This is a genomic window from Pseudomonas nitroreducens (assembly GCF_010994165.1).
In the GTDB taxonomy this organism is placed as follows: domain Bacteria; phylum Pseudomonadota; class Gammaproteobacteria; order Pseudomonadales; family Pseudomonadaceae; genus Pseudomonas; species Pseudomonas nitroreducens.
Window position 1 is genome coordinate 272,413 of record NZ_WMBX01000004.1, and the last position, 19,072, is coordinate 291,484.

Below are 19,072 nucleotides of genomic sequence, written 5' to 3' on the forward strand. Positions count from 1 at the left end.
GTTGTTCCTCGAGGACTGGGCGACGGGCGGCAATGCCGCCCTATGCAATTTAGATCAGGGCTTTGCCATGACGCACGAAATTCGGCTGAACGACGCGAACCGGGTACCACTTACCACGGATCTCCACCTCGGCGCGATCGCCGGTGGCCGCCGGCACACGGGCCAGGGCGATGGATTTGCCGAGCGTCGGGGAGAAGCTGCCGCTGGTGATCTCGCCTTCGCCGACGCCGGCGACGCGGACCACCTGGTGGGCGCGCAGCACGCCGCGCTCTTCCAGCACCAGGCCGACCAGCTTGGGCGCATCGCCGGCGGCTTTCTGCACTTCCAGGGCCTTGCGGCCGATGAAGTCGCGGCCAGCGGGTTCCCAGGCGATGGTCCAGCCCATGTTGGCGGCCAGCGGGGTGACGTCTTCGTCCATGTCCTGGCCGTAGAGGTTCATCCCGGCTTCCAGGCGCAGGGTATCGCGCGCGCCCAGGCCCGCCGGGGAAATACCGGCACCGACCAGGTCATTCAGGAAGCCCGGCGCTTCAAGGGCCGGCAGCATGATTTCCAGGCCGTCCTCGCCGGTGTAGCCGGTGCGGGCGATGAACCAGTCACCGTCGGCCTTGCCCTGGAAGGGCTTGAGCTCGCGGATCAGCGCGGCGCGGGCGGGAGTGACCAGCTCGGCAGTCTTCTCGCGGGCGTTGGGGCCCTGGACGGCCAGCATCGCGAGATCGGGACGTTCGGTCAGGGTGACGTCGAAGCCCTCGGTATGCGCCTGCATCCAGGCCATGTCCTTGTCGCGGGTCGAGGCGTTGACCACCACGCGGTAGCCGTACACGCCGAGGTAGACGATCAGGTCGTCGACCACGCCGCCACGCTCGTTGAGCATGCCGCTGTACAGCGCCTTGCCCGGAACCTGCAGTCGTTCGACATCGTTGGCCAGGAGTCGCTGCAGGTATTCCTTGGCCTGCGGACCGGTGACGTCGACCACGGTCATGTGGGAAACGTCGAACACGCCGCAATCGCGACGTACCTGGTGGTGCTCTTCGACTTGCGAACCGTAGTGCAACGGCATGTCCCAACCGCCGAAATCGACGATCTTGGCGCCGAGGGCGACGTGCAAATCATAGAGCGGCGTGCGCTGTCCCATGGGTGTTCTCCTTCCGGGCGAGGCGGGTGCGGAGCGCGAGTACGGCCCGCACGAAACGCGCGCATTGTAGTCGCATGACCGGACTCTGGACAGCTTGTCCGACGGCCGATTCTCAGGGCCGCACAGAACCGGTCGGTCGCGCCGAGCGACGGATCAGCCCGATCACCGGGAACAGTCCCACCAGCACCAGCGTCAGCGCCGGCAGCGCAGCGCGCGCCCACTCGCCTTCGCTGGTCATCTCGAAGACGCGCACGGCCAGGGTGTCCCAGCCGAACGGACGCATCAGCAGGGTCGCGGGCATTTCCTTGAGCACGTCGACGAACACCAGCAGCGCGGCGCTCAAAGCTCCCGGCACCAGTAGCGGCAGATAGACGCGGAAGAACAACCCCGTTCCGCCGACGCCCAGGCTGCGGGAGGCTTCCGGCAATGACGGTCGAATTCGCGCCAGCGCACCTTCCAGCGGGCTGTAGGCCACGGCCATGAAACGGATCAGGTAGGCGACCAGCAGCGCCCCGAGGCTGCCCAACAGCAAGGGCTTGCCGGCGCCGCCCAGGGCGCTGGACAGCGGAATTACCGCATGGTTATCCAGCCAGCTGAACGCCAGCATGATCGCCACCGCCAGCACCGAGCCGGGCAGCGCATAGCCCAGATTGGAGATGCCGATTGCCGAGCGCACCGCGGGCGTTGGCGACAGCCGCCGGGCGAAGGCCAGCAACAGCGCGACGGCCACCGTGATCAGTGCAGCGAAACCACCCAGGTACAGGCTGTGGAGGATCAACCCCCAGTAGCGCTCGTCGAGGTCGAAACGCCCTTTCTGCCAGACCCACACCACCAGTTGCAGCACCGGGATGACGAAGGCGCAGGCGAATACCAGCAGGCACCAGGCGCTGGCGGCGAGGGCCTTCCAGCCACGCAGCCGATACAGCGCCGCACCACGCGGGCGCTCGTTGGGCACACCGCTGCGGCCGCGGCTGTAGCGCTCGCCCAGCAGCACCAGCATCACGAACAGCAACAGCAGGCTGGCCAGCTGGGTGGCGCTGGAGAGGCTGTAGAAGCCGTACCAGGTCTTGTAGACGGCGGTGGTGAAGGTGTCGAAGTTGAACACCGACACGGTACCGAAATCCGCCAGGGTTTCCATGATCGCCAGCGCCAGCCCGGCGCCGATGGCCGGCCGCGCCATGGGCAGGGCGACGCGCCAGAAGGCGGCCAGGGGCGACAGGCCAAGCACCCGCGCCGCCTCCGTCAGGCCGCGCCCCTGGGCGAGGAAGGCGGTGCGCGCGAGCAGATAGACGTAGGGGTAGAAGACCAACACCAGCACGGTGATCACGCCGCCGGTGGAGCGCACGCGCGGCAGCCGCAGGCCGCTGCCGAACCACTCGCGCAGCAGCGTCTGCACGGGGCCGGAGAAATCCAGCAGGCCGACGAAGACGAACGCCAGCACATAGGCCGGCACCGCGAAGGGCAGCATCAGCGCCCAGTCCAGCCAGCGTCGGCCGGGGAATTCGCAGAGACTGGTGAGCCAGGCAAGGCTGACGCCGAGCACGGTCACGCCCACGCCTACACCGGCCACCAGCACCAGGGTATTGCCCAGCAGGCGCGTCATCTGGGTTTCCCACAGGTGCGACCAGATTTCGCGGTCGATTTCCGCCCAGCTCAGCAGCAGGACGCTGATGGGCAGCAAAACCAGGGCGGCGACGACAAAGGTGATGGAGGTCCAGCGGTGGGTGCGCATGCGTTGCGTTATTCCAGGAGATCAGCCGGTGTTCGCAGGAAATGTCACCGAAGAACTGACGGAAACTTCCCTCATTGGTATCGAATTCGCCTGATCCTCATGCGACAGGGATAAAGCTCAAGCTAGTGCGGTCGAATCCGCCACTTTGCCATTCCAACCTGCCAAGGAAAAAGCCCATGTCCTCCCCTCGCTCTCTCTGCGGACTGCTGCTTCTGACACTGTGCGGCGCCGTTCAGGCCGACGAGCCCACTCCCATGGAGGCCTGCCTGCAAATGGCAATGACGCTCCTGGCCGAGAATCCGCAAGTACAGGAGCGCTGGCAGCAGACCTGGGTGGAGCCCTCGTCGATCCGCGAAGAGGCCTACGACGGCGAGGTGGACGGGCAGCACGCCAGCAAGCGCCTGACCGCCCAACTGCGCCGCGGCGACCAGTCGGACGGCCAGTTCATCTGCCTGCTGGCGGAGAACGGCAAGGCGCTTTCAGTGGATCACAAGGGCGACGCCGACAGCCAGTAAGGCGCCAGCGCTTCCATCAGTTCCAGCCGGCGCGGTCCATCAGCTTGATCGCTTCGGCCTGGCGCTTGCCGGCGATCTCCACCGGAATGCTGTCGGCCTTGAACTCACCCCAGGCGGCCACTTCCTGCGACGGCGCGACCTTCGGGTTGGCCGGGAACTCCTGGTTGATGCCGGCGAACAGCGACTGGGCTTCCGCGCCGGTCATCCATTCCACCAGCTTCTTGGCTTCTTCCGGGTGCGGCGCGTACTTGGTCAGGCCGATGCCCGACAGGTTGACGTGCACGCCCCGGTCACCCTGGTTCGGCCAGAACAGCTTCACCGGCAGCTGCGGGTTGTCCTTGTGCATGCGCCCGTAGTAGTAGGTGTTGACGATGCCGACGTCGCACTGGCCAGCGGCGATGGCCTGCAGCAGCGCGTTATCGTCGGAGAACACATCGGTAGCCAGGTTGTTCACCCAGCCCTTGAGGATTTCCTCAGTCTTCTCGGCGCCATGGGTCTCGATCAGGGTGGCGGTCAGCGACTGGTTGTAGACCTTCTTCGCGGTCCGCAGGCACAGGCGGCCTTCCCATTTCGCATCAGCCAGTTCCTCATAGGTCGACAGTTCCTCGGGCTTCACCCGCTGGGTCGAATAGGCGATGGTCCGTGCGCGCAGCGACAGGCCGGTCCAGCTGTCGGTGCCGGAGCGGTACTGCGGCGGGATGTTCGCGTCCAGGGTCGGCGAATCGAAGGGCTGCAGGATGCCCATCTTCTCGGCCTGCCAGAGGTTGCCGGCATCCACGGTGAGCAGCAGGTCGGCCGGGGTGTTGGCGCCTTCGGCCTTGATCCGCGCCATCAGTGGCGCTTCCTTGTCGGTGATGAACTTGATCTTCACCCCGGTCTTTTCGGTATAGGCGTCGAACACCGGTTTGATCAGCTCGTCGATGCGCGAGGAATAGACCACCACTTCGTCGGCGGCCTGGGCGGTGCTACCGAGGGCAGCCAGCAGGAGGGTGGCGATAAGACCTTTGCGCGCGAGCATGAGCGTGTCCTTTGCGGAGAAGAAATCCCGCAAATGATAAGGAACCTCATTTGCTACTGAGGGGCGCGTTTGTGTCGGGGTGTTTCGGGAGGGTGTGGTTTGGGGTCGCGGGGCGATCGGGGCGCAAGGCAAGAGCCCCTCACCCCAGCCCTCTCCCAAAGGGAGAGGGAGCCGTTCGGCGTATCTGAATATCACGGAGTCAGCCGGCGATCTCTGAACGATCAGCGCACGCCGATCAGTCCCCTCTCCCTCCGGGAGAGGGGGACCGCAGGTCGCCGTGATTAAACCCGCGCCAAGCCCGGCAAATCCCCCGACAGCCCCAGCGCCTGCCGCACAAACACACCTTTCGCCTCATGGTGCTTGTCCACCAGCCGCAACCCGGCGTTGCGCAGCCAGCGTACCGCCAGCGGGTCGGCCTGGAACAGGCGCTGGAAGCCTTCCATCGCCGCCATCATGGCCAGGTTGTGCGGCATGCGACGACGTTCGAAGCGGCTCAGCACGCGTTCCTCGGCGATGTTCTCGCCACGGGCGTGGGCATGCTCGATCACCTCGGCGAGCACCGCGGCATCCAGGAAGCCCAGGTTCACGCCCTGCCCGGCGAGCGGGTGGATGGTGTGCGCGGCATCGCCGATCAGCGCCAGCCCCGGCTCCACATAGCGTTTCGCGTGGCGCTGGCGCAGCGGGATGCACAGCCGGCGATCGGCGTGTTCGATGGCGCCCAGGCGGTGCTCGAAGGCGAGCCCGAGCGCCTTGCAGAAGCCGTCGTCGTCCAGCGCCATGAGCTTCTCGGCTTGCTCGGGGGTAGTCGACCAGACAATCGAACACCAGTGCGCGTCGCCCTCCTTCGCCAGCGGCAGGAAGGCCAGCGGGCCGTCGTCGGTGAAGCGCTGCCAGGCGGTGGCCTCGTGCGGCTTCTCGCAACGTACGCTGGTAACGATGGCGTGATGCAGGTAATCCCACTCGCGGGTGGCGCAGCCGGCCAGGCGGCGCACGGCGGAATTCGCGCCGTCGGCGGCGACCACCAGCGGCGTGCGGATCTCGCGGCCATCGGCGAGGGTCAGCAGCCAGTCGTCGCCGGAATGGCGCAATTGCTCCAGGCGCGCGTTAGGCAGCAAGCCGAGTGCGGACTCGTGCAGGCGCTCCAGCAGGGCGTCCTGCACCACGCGGTTCTCGACGATATGGCCAAGCATCTCGGCATGTACGCTGGCGGCGCTGAAGTGGATCTGCCCGGTGCCGGAGCCGTCCCACACCTGCATCTCGCGGTAAGGTTCGGCGCGGCGCGCGGCGATGCCGTCCCAGGCGTGCAGGCGCTGGAGAATCCGCCGGCTGGCCTCGGACAGCGCACTGACGCGCGGCTCGAAGGGCGCTTCGCGGTCGAACGGCGCGACGCTCAGCGGCGAGCCGTCCAGCAGCAGGATATCCAGCCCACTGCCTTCCAGGGCCAGGGCCAGCGCACTGCCGACCATTCCCGCCCCGACGATTACCAGATCCGCGTGCATGTGCGTTCCTTCTTCAGCGGCCCGCGCAGCAAGGGCACGGGCATCGAAATTCAAGCGGCCTGCCGCGCGCGCGGCTTGAGCCGGACGTAGAGGGTCTTCTGCACCCGCGCCACCAGGGTGCCTTCGCCGTCACGCACTTCAGCATGCAGGCGCGGCAGGTACTTCTCACCCCCAGCGGTCTGCGCGCGGATTTCGTCGAGCAGGTTCTGGTCGATGCGGAACTCGGCGTACACCGGCCCCTTGCCGGGGCTGACGAATTCGATGTTGGCAGCCTTGTCCCAGACGATGTACTCGCGCCCCAGGTTCTCCATCAGCATCAGCATGAAGAAGGGGTCAGTCATGCTGTACAGGCTGCCGCCGAACTGGGTTCCAACGTAATTGCGATTGAACAGGTTCAGGCCCATCTTCACCCGCACCTCGCGAAAGTCCGCGCTGATATGGCGCACCCGCACGCCAGCGCCGAGATAGGGCGGGTAGAGATTCAGGCCGAAACGCAGCAGACGGGCGCGGCGGGCGCTTTTGCGAGAATCCATCGAATCAGACCGGCCGGGCGCCCAGGCCCATGGCCTGGCGGGCGAACCAGCGTTTGGCCGGCGGCAGCAGGTCAAGGCCGAGCAGGCCGATGTTGCGGCCGGTGGCCAGCAACGGCTGGTCGTTGGAGAACAGGCGGGTGACGCGGTCGGAGAAGCCGACGGTCATCTGCTGGTCGAGACGCTGGCCGTCCAGGTAACGCTGCAGTACGGAGAAATCGCCCGGCGCAGCGTCTTCCTGCAGCAGGCGGTCGCCCAGTGCCTTGGCATCGCGCAGCGACAGGTTGAAACCCTGCCCGGCAATGGGATGCAGGCTGTGGGCAGCGTTGCCCAGCACCACGAGGTGCGGGCGAATCTGTTCGTCGGCCTCGGTCAGGCTCAGCGGGTAGCCATGGCGCACGCCAACCTGGTGCAGGGTGCCCAGGCGGTAGCCGAAGGCGTCCTGCAATTCGGCGAGAAAGGCCGCGTCGGGTAGCTCGCGCAGGCGCTCGGCGTCACGGCCATTGCGGGTCCAGACCAGCGCGCAGCGGTTTTCCGGCAGCGGCAGCAGGGCCAGCGGGCCGTTTTCGGTGAAGCGTTCGAAGGCTTGGCCGCGATGGGCCTCGGACGGGCTGACGTTGGCGATCAGCGCGGTCTGCCCATAGGACGAGGAACGCACGTTGATGCCCAGTTGCTCGCGCAGGCCGGAGCGGCCGCCATCGGCCAGCACGGCGAGGTCGCAATCCAGCTGCGAGTCGTCGTCCAGGGTCAGGCGGTAGCCATCGCCCAGGGCGTCCATCCGGCGTACTTCGGCCGGGCAGCGCCAGCTCACCACTTCCGGGTCCAGCGCATGCCACAGGCATTGGCCGAGCCAGGCGTTCTCGACCACGTAGCCCAGCGCCGGAACGCCCTCTTCCACCGCGGTCAGGCGCGCGGCGCCGAAGCGGCCGCGGTCGGACACATGGATCTGGGTGATGGGCTCGGCACGCTGAGCGATCTGCTGCCAGAGCCCCAGGCGCTCGTAGATCTGCCGGCTGCCGAAGGACAGCGCCGAGGAGCGCGCGTCATAGCTCGGCTGGTAGGCGTCGCCAGGGGCGAAGGGCTCGACCAGCACGATCTGCCAGCCGCGCGCGCGGGCGCCGGCCTGGAGAATCAGCGCGAGGCTCGCGCCGACGAGTCCGCCACCGATGATGGCCAGTTGCGTACGTTGCATGTCAGGCGGCCTGGGCCTTGGCTTCGGCCATCAGCGCTTCGATCTCGGCAACGGTTTTCGGCACGCCGTTGGTCAGCACTTCGCAGCCGGTCTTGGTCACCACCACGTCGTCCTCGATGCGCACGCCGATGCCGCGCCACTTCTTCGGTACGTCGGTGTTGTCCGGGGCGATGTAGATACCCGGTTCGACGGTCATCGCCATGCCCGGTTCGAGCACGCGCCATTCGCCGCCGACGCGGTATTCGCCGACGTCGTGCACGTCCATGCCCAGCCAGTGGCCGGCACGGTGCATGTAGAAGACCTTGTAGGCTTCGCGCTCGATCAGTTCGTCGACGTCGCCCTTGAGCAGGCCCAGTTCCACCAGTCCGGCGGTGATGACCCGCACGGTGGCCTCGTGGGCTTCGTTCCAGTGGCGGCCGGGGGCGATGTAGTCGAACGCGGCCATGTTCGCGTCCAGCACCAGCTGATAGATGGCCTTCTGTTCGGGACTGAACACGCCGCTGGCGGGGAAGGTGCGGGTGATGTCGCTGGCGTAGCAGTCGATCTCGCACCCGGCGTCGATCAGGATCAGGTCGCCATCCTTGATCTGTGCGTCGTTCTCCCGGTAATGCAGGATGCAGGCGTTGCGGCCGGCGGCGACGATGGAGCCGTAGGCCGGCATCTTCGCGCCGCCCAGGCGGAAGGCGTATTCCAGCTCGGCTTCCAGGTGGTACTCGTAAAGTCCCGGACGGCAGGCCTGCATGGCGCGGATATGGGCGCCGGCGGAGACTTCCGCGGCGTAGCGCATCACCTTCACCTCACCGGCGCTCTTGTACAGGCGCTGGTCGTGCAGCAGGTGGTCGAGGGCGACGAACTCGTTCGGCGGCTGCGCACCCTGGCGCGCCTTGGAGCGGATCACGTTGATCCAGTCCATCAGACGACGGTCGAACTCCTGGTTGGCGCCCAGCGCGTAATACACGCGGTCGCGGCCTTCGATCAGGCCCGGCAGGATGTCGTCGATATCGCCGATGGGGAAGGCATCGTCGGCGCCGAAGGTGCCGATGGCACCGTCCTGGCCGGCGCGCAGGCCATCCCAGAGTTCACGCTCCGGATCGCGCTCGCGGCAGAACAGCACGTACTCGCCGTGCTCGCGACCGGGAATCAGCGCCAGCACCGCTTCCGGCTCGGGGAAGCCGGTGAGGTACTGGAAGTCGCTGTCCTGTCGGTAGACGTGCTCGACGTCGCGATTGCGGATGTACATCGGCGCCGCCGGGAGAATGGCGATGCTGTTGGGTTCCATCTGCGCCATCAGCGCCTTGCGACGACGGGCGTATTCCGACTTGGCGATACGGATCATGCGCGACCTCAATGCAGGGAGGGTTTCTCGGCCGGTGCCGGCACCTTGCCGAATTCGGAGAACAGCAGCAGCGGGGCCACGCGCAGGTATTCCTGCACTTCCATGTAGTCGGCCTCGCCATCTTCGGATTCTTCCAGCTGGCCGCCGACCTGGGCGATGGCGGCGATGTCCTGCAGCACTTCGTCGGCTTCGTCCGACAGGCTGGGGGCACGCAGCGCCAGGCCGAAGCCGGCGAGGAAGCCCTGGCACCACTGGCCCAGGGCCACGGCGCGCTCGGCCAGCGGCGCGTCGTCGTTGGGCAGCATCAGCACCACGGCCATCTCGCCCTGGCTGAAGTCCTGCTGGACCATGCCCAGCAGGCCGCCGAGGGCCGCGCTCAGGCGTTCGCCCGGCTCGCCGCCGAGCAGGTCGCTGGCGGCCTGCAGCCATTCTGCCTGGTCGAAGCCACTGCCGGCGCAGACGCGACCGAGCAGGTGGCCGTGCAGTTCGGCAGGGGAAATGGGCAGGGCAGCCTCGGCAAGCAGGGCGGCGAAAGCGGTGTAGGCGGAGCTGGAAGTGGACATGATCGAACCCGGGTGACGGCTAGGCGCCATCAGGCGCCGCGCATAGAATAGGGTCCGTTATCCTAGCACCGGCGCACACCGCAAGACCATGTGACGACTCGTCGGGCCGCCGTGCGTTGACCCACCCCCACGGCAGTCCTATATAGTTCTCGATTACTTAAGCAACTCCCAAGCGAGAGCCCATGGAAGACGCCGACCTGCACGCGCTGATCGCCAAGTTCGACCTGCTGCTCCAGCGCCTGGAACAGCTCAAGGCCGAGAACCGGCTGCTGCGGGCGAACGAGAAAAGCTGGCGGGAAGAACGCGCCCATCTGATCGAGAAGAACGATTTGGCTCGGCAGAAGGTCGAAGCGATGATTTTGCGTCTTAAAGCCCTGGAGCAGGACTCATGAGCCAGTCGAATACCCTGAACGTCCAAATCCTCGACAAGGAGTACTGCATCGCCTGCCCTCCGGACGAGCGCGTCAACCTGGAAAGCGCCGCGCGCTATCTGGACAGCAAGATGCGCGAGATCCGCTCCAGCGGCAAGGTGATCGGTGCCGACCGCGTCGCGGTGATGGCCGCCCTGAACATCACCCACGACCTGCTGCACAAGCAGGAGCGCGTCGAGCAGGACAGCGGTTCCACCCGCGAGCGCGTGCGTGAACTGCTCGAACGCGTGGATCGTGCACTGACGACCGAACCCCTTACCACCGATAAAGAGCAGGGTGAAGTCTGACCCCGGAAATTTCCTTGGGGTATAATCCGTCTCGCTCCCTGGTGTGTTGGCCAGTCGGTGATGTCCCTGAGCCGATAATTGCAACAACGGGGGTTGCCAGTTGGGCTGGTGTGCATGTCCGCACGACGGAAAGCCTTAAAGCCTACTGCAACCACCACCTTGAACTCTCGGGTTCAAGGGCTAACCCGACAGCGGCATGTCCGGGGAGCTTTACCCTTCCATGATCCATTCTGATGGTCTTTCCCGCCCTGCCCTGCGCCGCCAGCTGCGCCAGGTCAGACGCGCACTCACGCCCCTCCAGCAACGCGTCGCCGCCCAGGCCCTGTACCGCCAGCTTGCGCAACATCCGCTGTTTCGCCGGGCCAAGCACATTGCGTTGTATCTGCCGGCTGACGGCGAGATCGACCCGCGTCCCCTGATGAAGGCTGCGCAGCAGCGTGGCAAGGCGACCTACCTGCCAGTGCTCTCGGACTGGCCACGCACGCACATGACCTTCCAGCAGGTCGGCATTGGTGAGCGCTGGGTACGCAATCGCTTCGACATCGCCGAACCGCAGGCCGACCGTCGGCGCCAACGCCCGGCCTGGGCGCTGGACCTGCTGTTGCTGCCACTGGTGGGCTTCGATCCCCAGGGCGGCCGGCTGGGCATGGGCAAGGGGTTCTACGACCGGACCCTGGCCTACCTGGGAATGCGCAAAAATTGGCAGAAACCGACGCTTTTGGGCCTGGCGCATGAATGCCAGAAGGTCGATAAGCTGGAGCTGGCGAGCTGGGATGTGCCGCTGATGGGCATTGTGACGGATGGCGGCTGGTATGGCCGTCTCGCTACGGCATCGCGGTCCTTGCGATAGCCGTCTCGATAGCGCCCCGGCGAATCAGGGCTGCTGGGTGACCTGCACCGGGGCGTTGCCCTGGCGTTGTTCCCACAGGCTCTGGGTGTAACCGGTCGTGACGACACCCAGACCGAAAAGTATTACCAACACCCACAAAAGATCAGGCTTGCGCTTCATCGATTGCCTCCCCCTTCCAGGCAATTGTTCATGACAGCCGGCGGTGGTTTTTGGTCCGTCCGGCAGGCCAAGCTAAAAACGGCGGCATTTTCCGACAATGCAGGGCGTCTCGCAATTCTGGCGCCAACCGGTCGTCGGAGGATCGGCCACCCCCGAAACTCCCGGCACTTTCAGGCAATGTTCATGCCGATATTCCTACATATTCTTCCTACATTTTGTTTCCGGCGAGCCGGCAGCTTGTCGCAGGGAAACACCTATCTTTAATAAAAAGCGATCACGACCCGCCACGCACAAGGAGACCCTCGCGGATGGCACGCGCTTACTGGCTGATGAAATCCGAGCCCGACGAACTTTCGATCCACGACCTCCAGCGCCTGAAGTCCGCGCGCTGGGACGGCGTGCGCAACTACCAGGCACGCAACTTCATGCGCAGCATGCAGCCGGGCGATCTGTTCTTCTTCTACCACTCCAGTTGCCCGGAGCCGGGCATTGCCGGCATTGCTGAGATTCAAGGCGAGGCCTACCCGGACCCGACCGCACTGGACCCGAAAAGCCACTACCACGACCCCAAGGCCAGCGAGCAGAAGAATCCGTGGACAGCTCGCGACGTAGGCTTTGTCGAGGCCTTCGCGTCGGTCTTGCCACTGGGCACCCTGAAAGCCCAGGCGGGACTGGAAGAAATGCCCCTGGTGCAGAAGGGCAGCCGCCTGTCGGTGATGCCGGTCACCGCCGAACAGTGGGCGATCGTCGTCGGCCTGGCGCGCAAGTAGAGGCATTGTGCTATTAGGTTACTGAAGCCCCCGGAATTCGCCGTATGCGCCGCCTTCAGTCCTCTCTCGCTACCTATCTCGGGCTTGGCGGTCTGCTCTGCGTGCTCCTGCTCGCCAGCGCCTGGCTGGGCAAGGAGTTGGCGAGCAGCGAACGCCAACGCGTGCAGGAGCGCCTGGTCTACCAGGGGCGCAGCCTGGCGCACCAGCTGGAAGCCAACCTTCACGAGCAGGTCCAAGGCCTGGACCTGCTTGCCCAACTGTGGACCCACCACGGCCGCATGCCCCGTGCCGAATGGGAGTTGGATGCACGCTTCTACGTGCGCAGCTTCCCGGGCTACCAGTCGATCCAGTGGTCAGGGCCGGACCTGCGCATCCGCTGGCTGGAACCCTTGCAAGGCAACGAGGCGGCGCTGGGCTTCCACCTCACCGACCGTCACCCCAACTACGACACCGCCATCGCTGCCCGCAACAGCGGCAAGCCGCGCCTGAGCGACAGCGTGGAGCTGCTCCAGGGCGGCCGCGGCTTCGTACTGTATACGCCGGTATTCATCCGTGGCGCGGACAATGAGCTGCAATTCGACGGGTTCATGCAGGGTGTATTTCGCGTCGGCAACCTCATGGACAACCTGCTGCAACAACTCGACAACCAGCTTTTTTCCGTCCGTCTGCTGGAGCATGGCCGCCCGCTCTACGTGCGCGAGCAGCCCGACAGCGATGCCGAGCAGACCCTGCGCGTACCGCTGCGCCTGCTCAACAACCGCAGCTTCGAACTGGAACTCAGCCCGACGGCGCAACTGGTCAGGTCACTGTCCTCGCCGTTGCCGCTGGTGGTTTTTGGCGGCGGCGTCGCGATCAGCCTCCTGCTGGTGGCAGCGCTGTTCCTCGCACGAGAGAACGCCCGCCGCGCCACCGCCCTGAGCGCCAGCAACCAGCTGCTCAACCAGGAGGCGGAACAGCGCCAGTCCGTCGAGGCCACCCTGCACGAGAGCCGCGAACGCCTGCAGCTGGCGCTGGACCTCACCGACTCCAGTCGCGACGCGTTATTCATCTTCGATCTGCAGCACCGCGAGCTGCTGCACATGAACCGCGCTACCTACAATGCTCTGGGCTACAGCGCCGATGAGTTCCGCCACCTGCTGCGCGATGACCCCGAACGGCTGATCCCCGGTTTCGACGCCTGGATCCAGCTGGTACAGCAGGCACACCGACTGAATCTGTCGATGATCTTCCAGCGCGAGATGCAGCGCCGCGACGGCAGCCTGCAGCCGGCGGAGATCAATACCCAGCTGATCCACCAGGGCGACCGCGACTACCTGATCGCCGTGGCTCGCGATAACAGCGAGCGCCTGCAGCTCGAGGCACAGTTGCAGAAGCTGTCGCAGCAGGACGGGCTGACCGGGTTGTACAACCGCCGCTACTTCGACCGTCAGTTGCAGAGCGAATGGCGCCGCCTGCGCCGGGCCGATGCGCCGCTGGCGGTGCTGATGCTCGACGTTGACCACTTCAAGCGCTTCAACGACTGCCTCGGCCACCTGGCCGGCGACGACGCATTGCGGCGCCTCGCCAGTTGCCTGCAGGAATGTTTGCAGCGCGAGGGCGACGTGGCCTGCCGTTACGGCGGCGAGGAGTTCGTCATCATTCTTACCGACACCGGCCTGGAAGGCGCCAGCCACGTCGCTGCGCGCATTCATCGGCGGGTCGCCGAGATGGGCATCGCACACCCCGCCGCAGAGCTGGGGCGACTGACGATGAGTATCGGCCTGGCCATCGCCACGCCGGGGCAGGACACCGAGCCGGACCAGTTGATCGCGCAGGCCGACCAGGCGTTGTATGCGGCCAAGCACAAGGGGCGGAATCAGACGTGCGTTTGGCCGCTGGAAGAGCCCCTCGCCCTGCCCCTCTCGCTCAGGGAGAGGGGACCGTTCGGCGCAGGATGACCCCTTTGCATCAGCCGTAGCGTACGGCTGCCTCTCCCTGAGGGAGACCAGCCGCTACAGAGAAAGCCGGCTCTGTGACTCCGTCAGGCCATCTGCCCGATGGTCCGGCGGAAGCGCCACAAGGCGCCCGCGAAGAACGCCGCGCCGATACCGACGATGGCCAGCAGCTGTGGCCAGACGATGGACAGGTCGGCCCCACGATAAAGAATCGCCTGGGCCAGACTGACGAAGTGCGTGGTCGGCGCCGCCAGCATGATGGTTTGCACCAGCTCCGGCATGCTCTCGCGTGGCGTGGTGCCGCCGGAGAGGATCTGCAACGGCATCAGGGTGAGGATCACCAGCAGCCCCAGCTGCGGCATCGAGCGAGCCACGGTGCCGAGGAAGATGCCCATGGACGTGGTGGCGAACAGGTGCAGCGCCGCGCCCAGCAGGAACAACCCCACCGAACCGCTGATCGGCACATCCAGCCACCCGCGCACCACCAGTTGCAGCGAAATCGCCGCCGCCACCAGCACCACGGTGCCCATGGACCAGACCTTGGCCATCATGATCTCGAAGGCGGTCAGCGGCATGACCAGCAGGTGCTCCACCGTGCCGTGCTCGCGCTCGCGGATCAATGCCGCGCCGGTGAGGATGATCGACAGCATGGTGATCTGGTTGATCACCTCCATCACCGCGCCAAACCAGGCCTGGGTCAGGTTCGGGTTGAACTCCATGCGCACCGCCAGCTCCGCCGGCATCGCCGCCTCGGCGCGGTAGCGGCTGACGAATTCGCGCACCTCGGTACCGACGATGTTCTGGATGTAGCCGGCGCCGGAGAAGGCCTGGCCGGTCTGCGTCGCATCGACGTTGACCTGGATCGCCGGCTGCCGCCCGGCCAGCACGTCACGCTGGAAGTCCGGCGGGATGTCCAGGGTGAAGGTGTACAGGCCGACGTCCATGCCCCGGTCCATCTCCGCGTGGCCAATCATTTGCGGGACACGGAAATAGGGCGGCTGGAAGGCGTTGACGATGCGCGAGGAGAGCTGCGACTGGTCCTCGTCGACGATGGCGATGGGCGCGTGGTGCAAGGTTTCCGGTACGCCGGTCGCGGAGCTGTAGACGCCCAGGGTGAAGGCCCAGGCGATCAGGATCAGCATCGCGTAGTCGCGGCCCAGGCTGCGGAATTCCTTGATACCGAGATTGAAGATGTTCGACAGCTTCTTCATGGCTCAGTCCTCCTGCTTCTTCAGGCAGGCCACGCTGAGTAGCGTCAGCACCACGATCATCGCTGCCAGCGGCAGGTAGTAGACCCACAGATCGGGGAAGCCCAGTGCCTTGGAGAAGGCCCCCCGGCTGATGACGAGGAAGTGCGAGGTCGGGTAGAGCTGGCCAACGAAGGCCGCCGCGCCTTCCAGCGACGACACCGGGTGGATCAGCCCGGAGAACTGGATCGCCGGGATCATGGTGGCGATGGCCGTACCGAATACCGCGGCGATCTGACTCTTCATGAAGGTCGAAAGCAGCAGCCCCAGCCCCGTGCTGGTCACCACGTAGAGGAACGCGCCGACCAGCAGTGCGAGGAAGCTGCCCTTGAGCGGCACCTGGAACAGCAGCACGGCCATCGCCAGCATCAGCACGAAGTTGATCATGCCCATGCCGATGTAGGGCAGCTGCTTGCCCAGCAGGAACTCCAGCCGCGTGACCGGCGTGACGTAGAGGTTGGTGATCGAGCCCAGCTCCTTCTCGCGCACCACGCCCAGGGCGGTGAGCATCGCCGGGATCATGATCAGCAGCAGCGGGATCACCGCCGGCACCATGGCTTTCAGGCTCTCCACGTCCGGGTTGTAGCGGTAGCGCACCTCGGTGCTGGCCGCCGCACCGGTAGAAGCAGCGTTGCCTTTTTGCCTGTCGGCGAGGTAACTGGCATGCAGCCCCTGCACGTAGCCGAGCACAGTGTTGGCGCGGGTCGGCATGGCACCGTCGATCCACACGCCGATGGCCGGGTCGGCGCCACGCTTGAGGTCGCGGCCGAAGTTCGGCGGGATCTCCACCGCCAGGCTGATGTCGCCGCTGCGCAAGCGCCGCTCCAGGTCGTCCGGGTCCTGGATCGCCTGCTTCTCGATGAAGTAGCGCGAGCCGGCGATGTTCAGCGCGTAGGCCTGGCTGGTGGTGGTCTGGTCGCGGTCGAGCACGGCGTAGGTCAGGTCCTCGACGTCCATGTTGATGCCATAGCCGATGATGAACATCAGCAGCGCCGTGCCGACCAGCGCCAGGGTCAGGCGGATCGGGTCACGGCGCAGCTCCATGGCCTCGCGCCGCGCATAGCTGAACAGGCGCAGCCAACTGAACCGATCGCTACCCTTGTAGCGCGTGGATTCAGTGGTCGGCTCTGAAGCAGGTGCCGTTTCCGGCACTGGCGCGCTGCCGGCGGCTTCTTCCAGATAAGCGATGAAGGTAGCCTCCAACGTGGGCAGGCCGCGCTTGTCGATCAATCCCTGCGGGGTGTCGCTGTCGAGCACCTTGCCGGCGTGCATCAGCGAGATGCGGTCGCAGCGCTCGGCCTCGTTCATGAAGTGGGTGGAAATGAAGATGGTCACGCCATCGTTGCGCGACAGCTCCACCATCAGCTCCCAGAAGCCGTCGCGGGCCACCGGGTCGACACCCGAGGTGGGCTCGTCGAGGATCAGGATTTCCGGCTTGTGGATCACCGCCACGGCCAGCGACAGGCGCTGGCGGATGCCCAGCGGCAGGCTGTCGGGCAGTTCGTTGCGGACCTTGCCGAGGTCGAAGCGCTGGAGCATTTCCTCGACGCGCGGACCGATCTCGTCGGCCGGAAGGTGGAAGAGTTTCGCGTGCAGTTCGAGGTTCTGCAGCACCGTCAGCTCGGCGTACAGCGAGAACGCCTGGGACATGTAGCCCACACGGCGGCGAGTCTCCATATCGTTGGCGTTGACCGGCTGGCCGAACAGCGCGCAGGTGCCTTCGCTGGCCGGCAACAGGCCGGTAAGCATCTTCATGGTGGTGGACTTGCCACAGCCGTTGGAACCGAGGAAGCCGAAGATTTCCCCGCGCTCGATGCGGAAGCTCACATGGTCCACCGCGACGAAATCGCCGAAGCGACAGGTCAGCCCCTCGGCTTCGATGGCGATCTGCGCTGCACCGTCATTCTGCGGACGCGGGGGAATCACCAGCTTGTGGTGGCCGGCTCGCTTGCTCTCGGGCAGCAGCGCAATGAACGCCTCCTCGAGGTTCTGCGTCGATGTCTGCTCGCGCAATTCGGCGGGCGTCCCGGTGGCGAGCACCTTGCCCTCGTCCATCGCCACCAGCCAGTCGAAGCGCTCGGCCTCCTCCATGTAGGCGGTGGCCACCAGCACGCTCATGCCTTCGCGACCGGCGCGGATACGCCCGATCAATTCCCAGAACTGGTTGCGCGACAGCGGGTCGACACCGGTGGTGGGTTCGTCGAGGATCAGCAGGTCGGGGTCATGGATCAGCGCGCAGCACAGCCCGAGCTTCTGCTTCATGCCACCGGACAGCTTGCCCGCCGGCCGCTCGGCGAAAGGCGCCAGCCCGGTGCTCTGCAACAGATCGGCGATGCGCCGCTCGCGCTCGGCCTTGTCGTGGCCGAACAGGCGACCGAAGAAATCGACGTTCTCGAACACCGAGAGCGTCGGGTAGAGGTTCTTGCCCAGGCCTTGCGGCATGTAGGCGATGCGCGGGCACACGGCGCGGCGATGGCGCACATCGCGCATGTCGCCGCCGAGCACCTGGATCTCGCCGTCCTGCATCTTCCGCGCGCCGGCCAGCAGCGCCAGCAGGCTGGACTTGCCGACGCCATCCGGGCCGATCAGGCCGACCATGCGGTTGGCCGGGATTGCCAGGCTGACGTCGTCCACCGCGCGGGTCTCGCCGTAGCGCAGCGAGACGCCGGTGAGATGCGCCACGCAGCCGGCGCCGCTCATTGCGGGACCTTGATCTGCAGGTCAGCCGGCCATTCCACCTGCGGGTCGAGGCGCATATAGGCCATGCCCGGCACGCCGGTCTTCACGTAGGTGATGTACTTCTCCAGCAGGCCCGGATCGAGGCGCGCCTTGACGCGGAACATCAGCTTCTCGCGCTCGTTGGCAGTCTCCACGGTCTTGGGCGTGAACTGCGCGACGCTGGCGACGTAGGACACCTTGGCCGGGATCACGTACTCCGGCACCGCATCGATCACCAGGTGCACTTCCTGTCCCAGCTCGACCTTGCCGGCCTGGCCGGACGGCAGGAAGAAGGTCATGTAGACATCGGCCAGGTCGACCATGTTGAGCAGCTTGCCGCCGGCCGGCAGGACCTCGCCCGGCTGCGCCACGCGGTACTGCACGCGGCCGTTGCGCGGGGCCTTGAGGTCGCTGTCGTCGATGTCGGCCTGCAGGCGCACGGTGCTCGCAGTGGCGGCCTCGATGGCCGACTGCGCCTCGATTACCTGGGAGCTGGCAGCAGCGATGCTGGCCTGAGCCGAGATGACCTGGGAGCGCGAAGCGGCCAGCGCCGCCTGGGAGCTCTGCAGGGCAGCGCGGTCATCGTCGAGTTGCTGTTGCGGCAGGGCGTTGCGCTTGACCAGCTGCTCGGTGCGGGTGAAGCGCTTCTGCGCAGCGGTGAGCTCGGCCTGGCGCTGGGCGACCATGGCTTCGGCGGTGGCCTTCTCGCTGTGCCGCTGGGCCACCAGGGACTCGGCGGTGAGCTTGGCGTTCTGCGCCCGCCGCACCTCGGCCTCGGCTTGTGCCAGCTGAGCCTTGAGCACCTGGGTATCCATGCGCGCGACGACCTGACCGGTCTTCACGAAGTCGCCTTCGTCCACGAGGATTTCCGCCACCCGCCCGGCGAGCTTGGTCGCGACGTCCACCTCGGTGGCCTCGATGCGCCCGTTGCCGCTGGCAAAACCTTGGCCCAGCCCGGTCGGCTTGAACGTCTGCCAGGCCAGCGCGGCGAGCACGGCCGCCACCAGCACCGCGAGACCGCGGGTGCGCCAGCTTTTTGCGTTTCCTGTCATCCGATTTCCCCTTGTCCAGGCGCTCGAATTCGAGCGAATCATGAGGGGATGTTCGGCGACCGGCGGCAAATGGGGTTTGATTCAGGTCAGGCACGCAGAGGAAATTT

Annotated in this window: 18 protein-coding genes and 1 other RNA gene; 7 read left to right on the forward strand and 12 right to left on the reverse strand. The window is 66.0% G+C overall.

Features of this window, described 5'->3' with window-relative positions; translation table 11 throughout:
- Positions 1-49: 49 nt before the first annotated feature.
- Both gcvT and GJV37_RS18860 read right to left on the reverse strand, forming a co-directional pair.
- Entirely contained in the window at positions 50-1,132 is a 1,083-nt protein-coding gene (gene gcvT, locus GJV37_RS18855; RefSeq protein WP_170858036.1) for a glycine cleavage system aminomethyltransferase GcvT, read from the reverse strand.
- A gap of 112 nt (positions 1,133-1,244) precedes the next feature.
- Positions 1,245-2,864: an ABC transporter permease gene (locus GJV37_RS18860; RefSeq protein ID WP_170858037.1), complete on the reverse strand. Its 1,620-nt coding sequence runs from the start codon at positions 2,862-2,864 to the stop codon at positions 1,245-1,247.
- A 272-nt stretch (positions 2,865-3,136) separates the two neighbouring features.
- Here GJV37_RS18860 and GJV37_RS18865 point away from each other — a divergent pair, with 272 nt between their 5' ends.
- On the forward strand, positions 3,137-3,379 hold the full coding sequence (locus tag GJV37_RS18865) for a hypothetical protein (RefSeq protein ID WP_143514252.1): 243 nt from the start codon (positions 3,137-3,139) through the stop codon (positions 3,377-3,379).
- Between the two features lie 16 nt (positions 3,380-3,395).
- Here the strand turns inward: GJV37_RS18865 and GJV37_RS18870 are convergent, their stop codons facing one another.
- The 6 genes from GJV37_RS18870 to GJV37_RS18895 all read right to left on the reverse strand — a co-directional run bounded on the left by GJV37_RS18870 (position 3,396) and on the right by GJV37_RS18895 (position 9,517).
- Entirely contained in the window at positions 3,396-4,397 is a 1,002-nt protein-coding gene (locus GJV37_RS18870; RefSeq protein WP_024765739.1) for an extracellular solute-binding protein, read from the reverse strand.
- A gap of 281 nt (positions 4,398-4,678) precedes the next feature.
- Complete coding sequence (locus GJV37_RS18875) at positions 4,679-5,896, reverse strand: 2-octaprenyl-3-methyl-6-methoxy-1,4-benzoquinol hydroxylase (protein ID WP_065086217.1); 1,218 nt, start codon at positions 5,894-5,896, stop codon at positions 4,679-4,681.
- 50 nt (positions 5,897-5,946) lie between these two features.
- Positions 5,947-6,429 (reverse strand): DUF4442 domain-containing protein, encoded by a 483-nt coding sequence (locus GJV37_RS18880; protein WP_170858038.1) that lies wholly within the window; start codon positions 6,427-6,429, stop codon positions 5,947-5,949.
- A gap of 4 nt (positions 6,430-6,433) precedes the next feature.
- Positions 6,434-7,618 (reverse strand): 2-octaprenyl-6-methoxyphenyl hydroxylase, encoded by a 1,185-nt coding sequence (gene ubiH, locus GJV37_RS18885; RefSeq protein WP_170858039.1) that lies wholly within the window; start codon positions 7,616-7,618, stop codon positions 6,434-6,436.
- 1 nt (position 7,619) lies between these two features.
- Positions 7,620-8,954 carry a Xaa-Pro aminopeptidase gene (pepP, locus tag GJV37_RS18890; protein ID WP_170858040.1) on the reverse strand — a complete coding sequence of 445 codons (1,335 nt, stop codon included), beginning with the start codon at positions 8,952-8,954 and terminating at the stop codon, positions 7,620-7,622.
- A gap of 8 nt (positions 8,955-8,962) precedes the next feature.
- Positions 8,963-9,517: a UPF0149 family protein gene (locus tag GJV37_RS18895; protein ID WP_024765743.1), complete on the reverse strand. Its 555-nt coding sequence runs from the start codon at positions 9,515-9,517 to the stop codon at positions 8,963-8,965.
- A gap of 182 nt (positions 9,518-9,699) precedes the next feature.
- On the opposite strand from GJV37_RS18895, the gene GJV37_RS18900 reads away from it, so the two are divergent.
- The 4 genes from GJV37_RS18900 to GJV37_RS18915 all read left to right on the forward strand — a co-directional run bounded on the left by GJV37_RS18900 (position 9,700) and on the right by GJV37_RS18915 (position 11,085).
- Positions 9,700-9,909 carry a TIGR02449 family protein gene (locus GJV37_RS18900; protein ID WP_017521390.1) on the forward strand — a complete coding sequence of 70 codons (210 nt, stop codon included), beginning with the start codon at positions 9,700-9,702 and terminating at the stop codon, positions 9,907-9,909.
- Positions 9,906-10,235 carry a cell division protein ZapA gene (locus GJV37_RS18905; protein ID WP_024765744.1) on the forward strand — a complete coding sequence of 110 codons (330 nt, stop codon included), beginning with the start codon at positions 9,906-9,908 and terminating at the stop codon, positions 10,233-10,235. Before GJV37_RS18900 ends, GJV37_RS18905 begins: the two co-directional genes overlap by 4 nt.
- A 32-nt stretch (positions 10,236-10,267) precedes the next feature.
- Positions 10,268-10,446: non-coding RNA, 6S RNA (gene ssrS, locus GJV37_RS18910), on the forward strand.
- 9 nt (positions 10,447-10,455) lie between these two features.
- Positions 10,456-11,085 carry a 5-formyltetrahydrofolate cyclo-ligase gene (locus GJV37_RS18915; protein ID WP_193452828.1) on the forward strand — a complete coding sequence of 210 codons (630 nt, stop codon included), beginning with the start codon at positions 10,456-10,458 and terminating at the stop codon, positions 11,083-11,085.
- A gap of 24 nt (positions 11,086-11,109) precedes the next feature.
- Here GJV37_RS18915 and GJV37_RS29680 read toward each other — a convergent pair whose 3' ends face one another.
- On the reverse strand, positions 11,110-11,244 hold the full coding sequence (locus GJV37_RS29680) for a hypothetical protein (RefSeq protein WP_128082560.1): 135 nt from the start codon (positions 11,242-11,244) through the stop codon (positions 11,110-11,112).
- 308 nt (positions 11,245-11,552) lie between these two features.
- On the opposite strand from GJV37_RS29680, the gene GJV37_RS18920 reads away from it, so the two are divergent.
- Together GJV37_RS18920 and GJV37_RS18925 are read left to right on the forward strand one after the other, a co-directional pair.
- The gene (locus GJV37_RS18920) at positions 11,553-12,014 is read left to right on the forward strand and encodes an EVE domain-containing protein (RefSeq protein WP_037013444.1); all 462 of its coding nucleotides are present in this window, start codon (positions 11,553-11,555) and stop codon (positions 12,012-12,014) included.
- Between the two features lie 44 nt (positions 12,015-12,058).
- On the forward strand, positions 12,059-13,951 hold the full coding sequence (locus tag GJV37_RS18925; protein ID WP_193452829.1) for a sensor domain-containing diguanylate cyclase: 1,893 nt from the start codon (positions 12,059-12,061) through the stop codon (positions 13,949-13,951).
- A gap of 83 nt (positions 13,952-14,034) precedes the next feature.
- Here the strand turns inward: GJV37_RS18925 and GJV37_RS18930 are convergent, their stop codons facing one another.
- Genes GJV37_RS18930 through GJV37_RS18940 form a run of 3 tightly spaced genes read right to left on the reverse strand, consistent with a single transcriptional unit; the run spans position 14,035 to position 18,965 of the window.
- Positions 14,035-15,159, reverse strand: a complete 1,125-nt coding sequence (locus GJV37_RS18930; protein WP_193452830.1) for an ABC transporter permease — start codon at positions 15,157-15,159, stop codon at positions 14,035-14,037.
- A gap of 3 nt (positions 15,160-15,162) precedes the next feature.
- Positions 15,163-17,895, reverse strand: a complete 2,733-nt coding sequence (gene rbbA / locus GJV37_RS18935) for a ribosome-associated ATPase/putative transporter RbbA (protein ID WP_193452831.1) — start codon at positions 17,893-17,895, stop codon at positions 15,163-15,165.
- Positions 17,892-18,965 carry an HlyD family secretion protein gene (locus GJV37_RS18940; protein WP_193452832.1) on the reverse strand — a complete coding sequence of 358 codons (1,074 nt, stop codon included), beginning with the start codon at positions 18,963-18,965 and terminating at the stop codon, positions 17,892-17,894. The genes rbbA and GJV37_RS18940 overlap by 4 nt, the downstream gene beginning before the upstream one ends.
- Positions 18,966-19,072 lie beyond the last annotated feature (107 nt).

What these genes read in the sequence shown, in the direction of transcription:
- GJV37_RS29680 (WP_128082560.1), bottom strand. Translation starts at nt 11,244, where the DNA reads ATGAAGCGCAAGCCTGATCTTTTGTGGGTGTTGGTAATACTTTTCGGT.
- GJV37_RS18860 (WP_170858037.1), bottom strand. Translation starts at nt 2,864, where the DNA reads ATGCGCACCCACCGCTGGACCTCCATCACCTTTGTCGTCGCCGCCCTG.
- GJV37_RS18870 (WP_024765739.1), bottom strand. Translation starts at nt 4,397, where the DNA reads ATGCTCGCGCGCAAAGGTCTTATCGCCACCCTCCTGCTGGCTGCCCTC.
- GJV37_RS18895 (WP_024765743.1), bottom strand. Translation starts at nt 9,517, where the DNA reads ATGTCCACTTCCAGCTCCGCCTACACCGCTTTCGCCGCCCTGCTTGCC.
- pepP (WP_170858040.1), bottom strand. Translation starts at nt 8,954, where the DNA reads ATGATCCGTATCGCCAAGTCGGAATACGCCCGTCGTCGCAAGGCGCTG.
- GJV37_RS18905 (WP_024765744.1), top strand. Translation starts at nt 9,906, where the DNA reads ATGAGCCAGTCGAATACCCTGAACGTCCAAATCCTCGACAAGGAGTAC.
- GJV37_RS18865 (WP_143514252.1), top strand. Translation starts at nt 3,137, where the DNA reads ATGGCAATGACGCTCCTGGCCGAGAATCCGCAAGTACAGGAGCGCTGG.
- GJV37_RS18900 (WP_017521390.1), top strand. Translation starts at nt 9,700, where the DNA reads ATGGAAGACGCCGACCTGCACGCGCTGATCGCCAAGTTCGACCTGCTG.
- GJV37_RS18920 (WP_037013444.1), top strand. Translation starts at nt 11,553, where the DNA reads ATGGCACGCGCTTACTGGCTGATGAAATCCGAGCCCGACGAACTTTCG.
- GJV37_RS18930 (WP_193452830.1), bottom strand. Translation starts at nt 15,159, where the DNA reads ATGAAGAAGCTGTCGAACATCTTCAATCTCGGTATCAAGGAATTCCGC.
- GJV37_RS18940 (WP_193452832.1), bottom strand. Translation starts at nt 18,965, where the DNA reads ATGACAGGAAACGCAAAAAGCTGGCGCACCCGCGGTCTCGCGGTGCTG.
- gcvT (WP_170858036.1), bottom strand. Translation starts at nt 1,132, where the DNA reads ATGGGACAGCGCACGCCGCTCTATGATTTGCACGTCGCCCTCGGCGCC.
- GJV37_RS18880 (WP_170858038.1), bottom strand. Translation starts at nt 6,429, where the DNA reads ATGGATTCTCGCAAAAGCGCCCGCCGCGCCCGTCTGCTGCGTTTCGGC.
- rbbA (WP_193452831.1), bottom strand. Translation starts at nt 17,895, where the DNA reads ATGAGCGGCGCCGGCTGCGTGGCGCATCTCACCGGCGTCTCGCTGCGC.
- GJV37_RS18925 (WP_193452829.1), top strand. Translation starts at nt 12,059, where the DNA reads ATGCGCCGCCTTCAGTCCTCTCTCGCTACCTATCTCGGGCTTGGCGGT.
- ubiH (WP_170858039.1), bottom strand. Translation starts at nt 7,618, where the DNA reads ATGCAACGTACGCAACTGGCCATCATCGGTGGCGGACTCGTCGGCGCG.
- GJV37_RS18915 (WP_193452828.1), top strand. Translation starts at nt 10,456, where the DNA reads ATGATCCATTCTGATGGTCTTTCCCGCCCTGCCCTGCGCCGCCAGCTG.
- GJV37_RS18875 (WP_065086217.1), bottom strand. Translation starts at nt 5,896, where the DNA reads ATGCACGCGGATCTGGTAATCGTCGGGGCGGGAATGGTCGGCAGTGCG.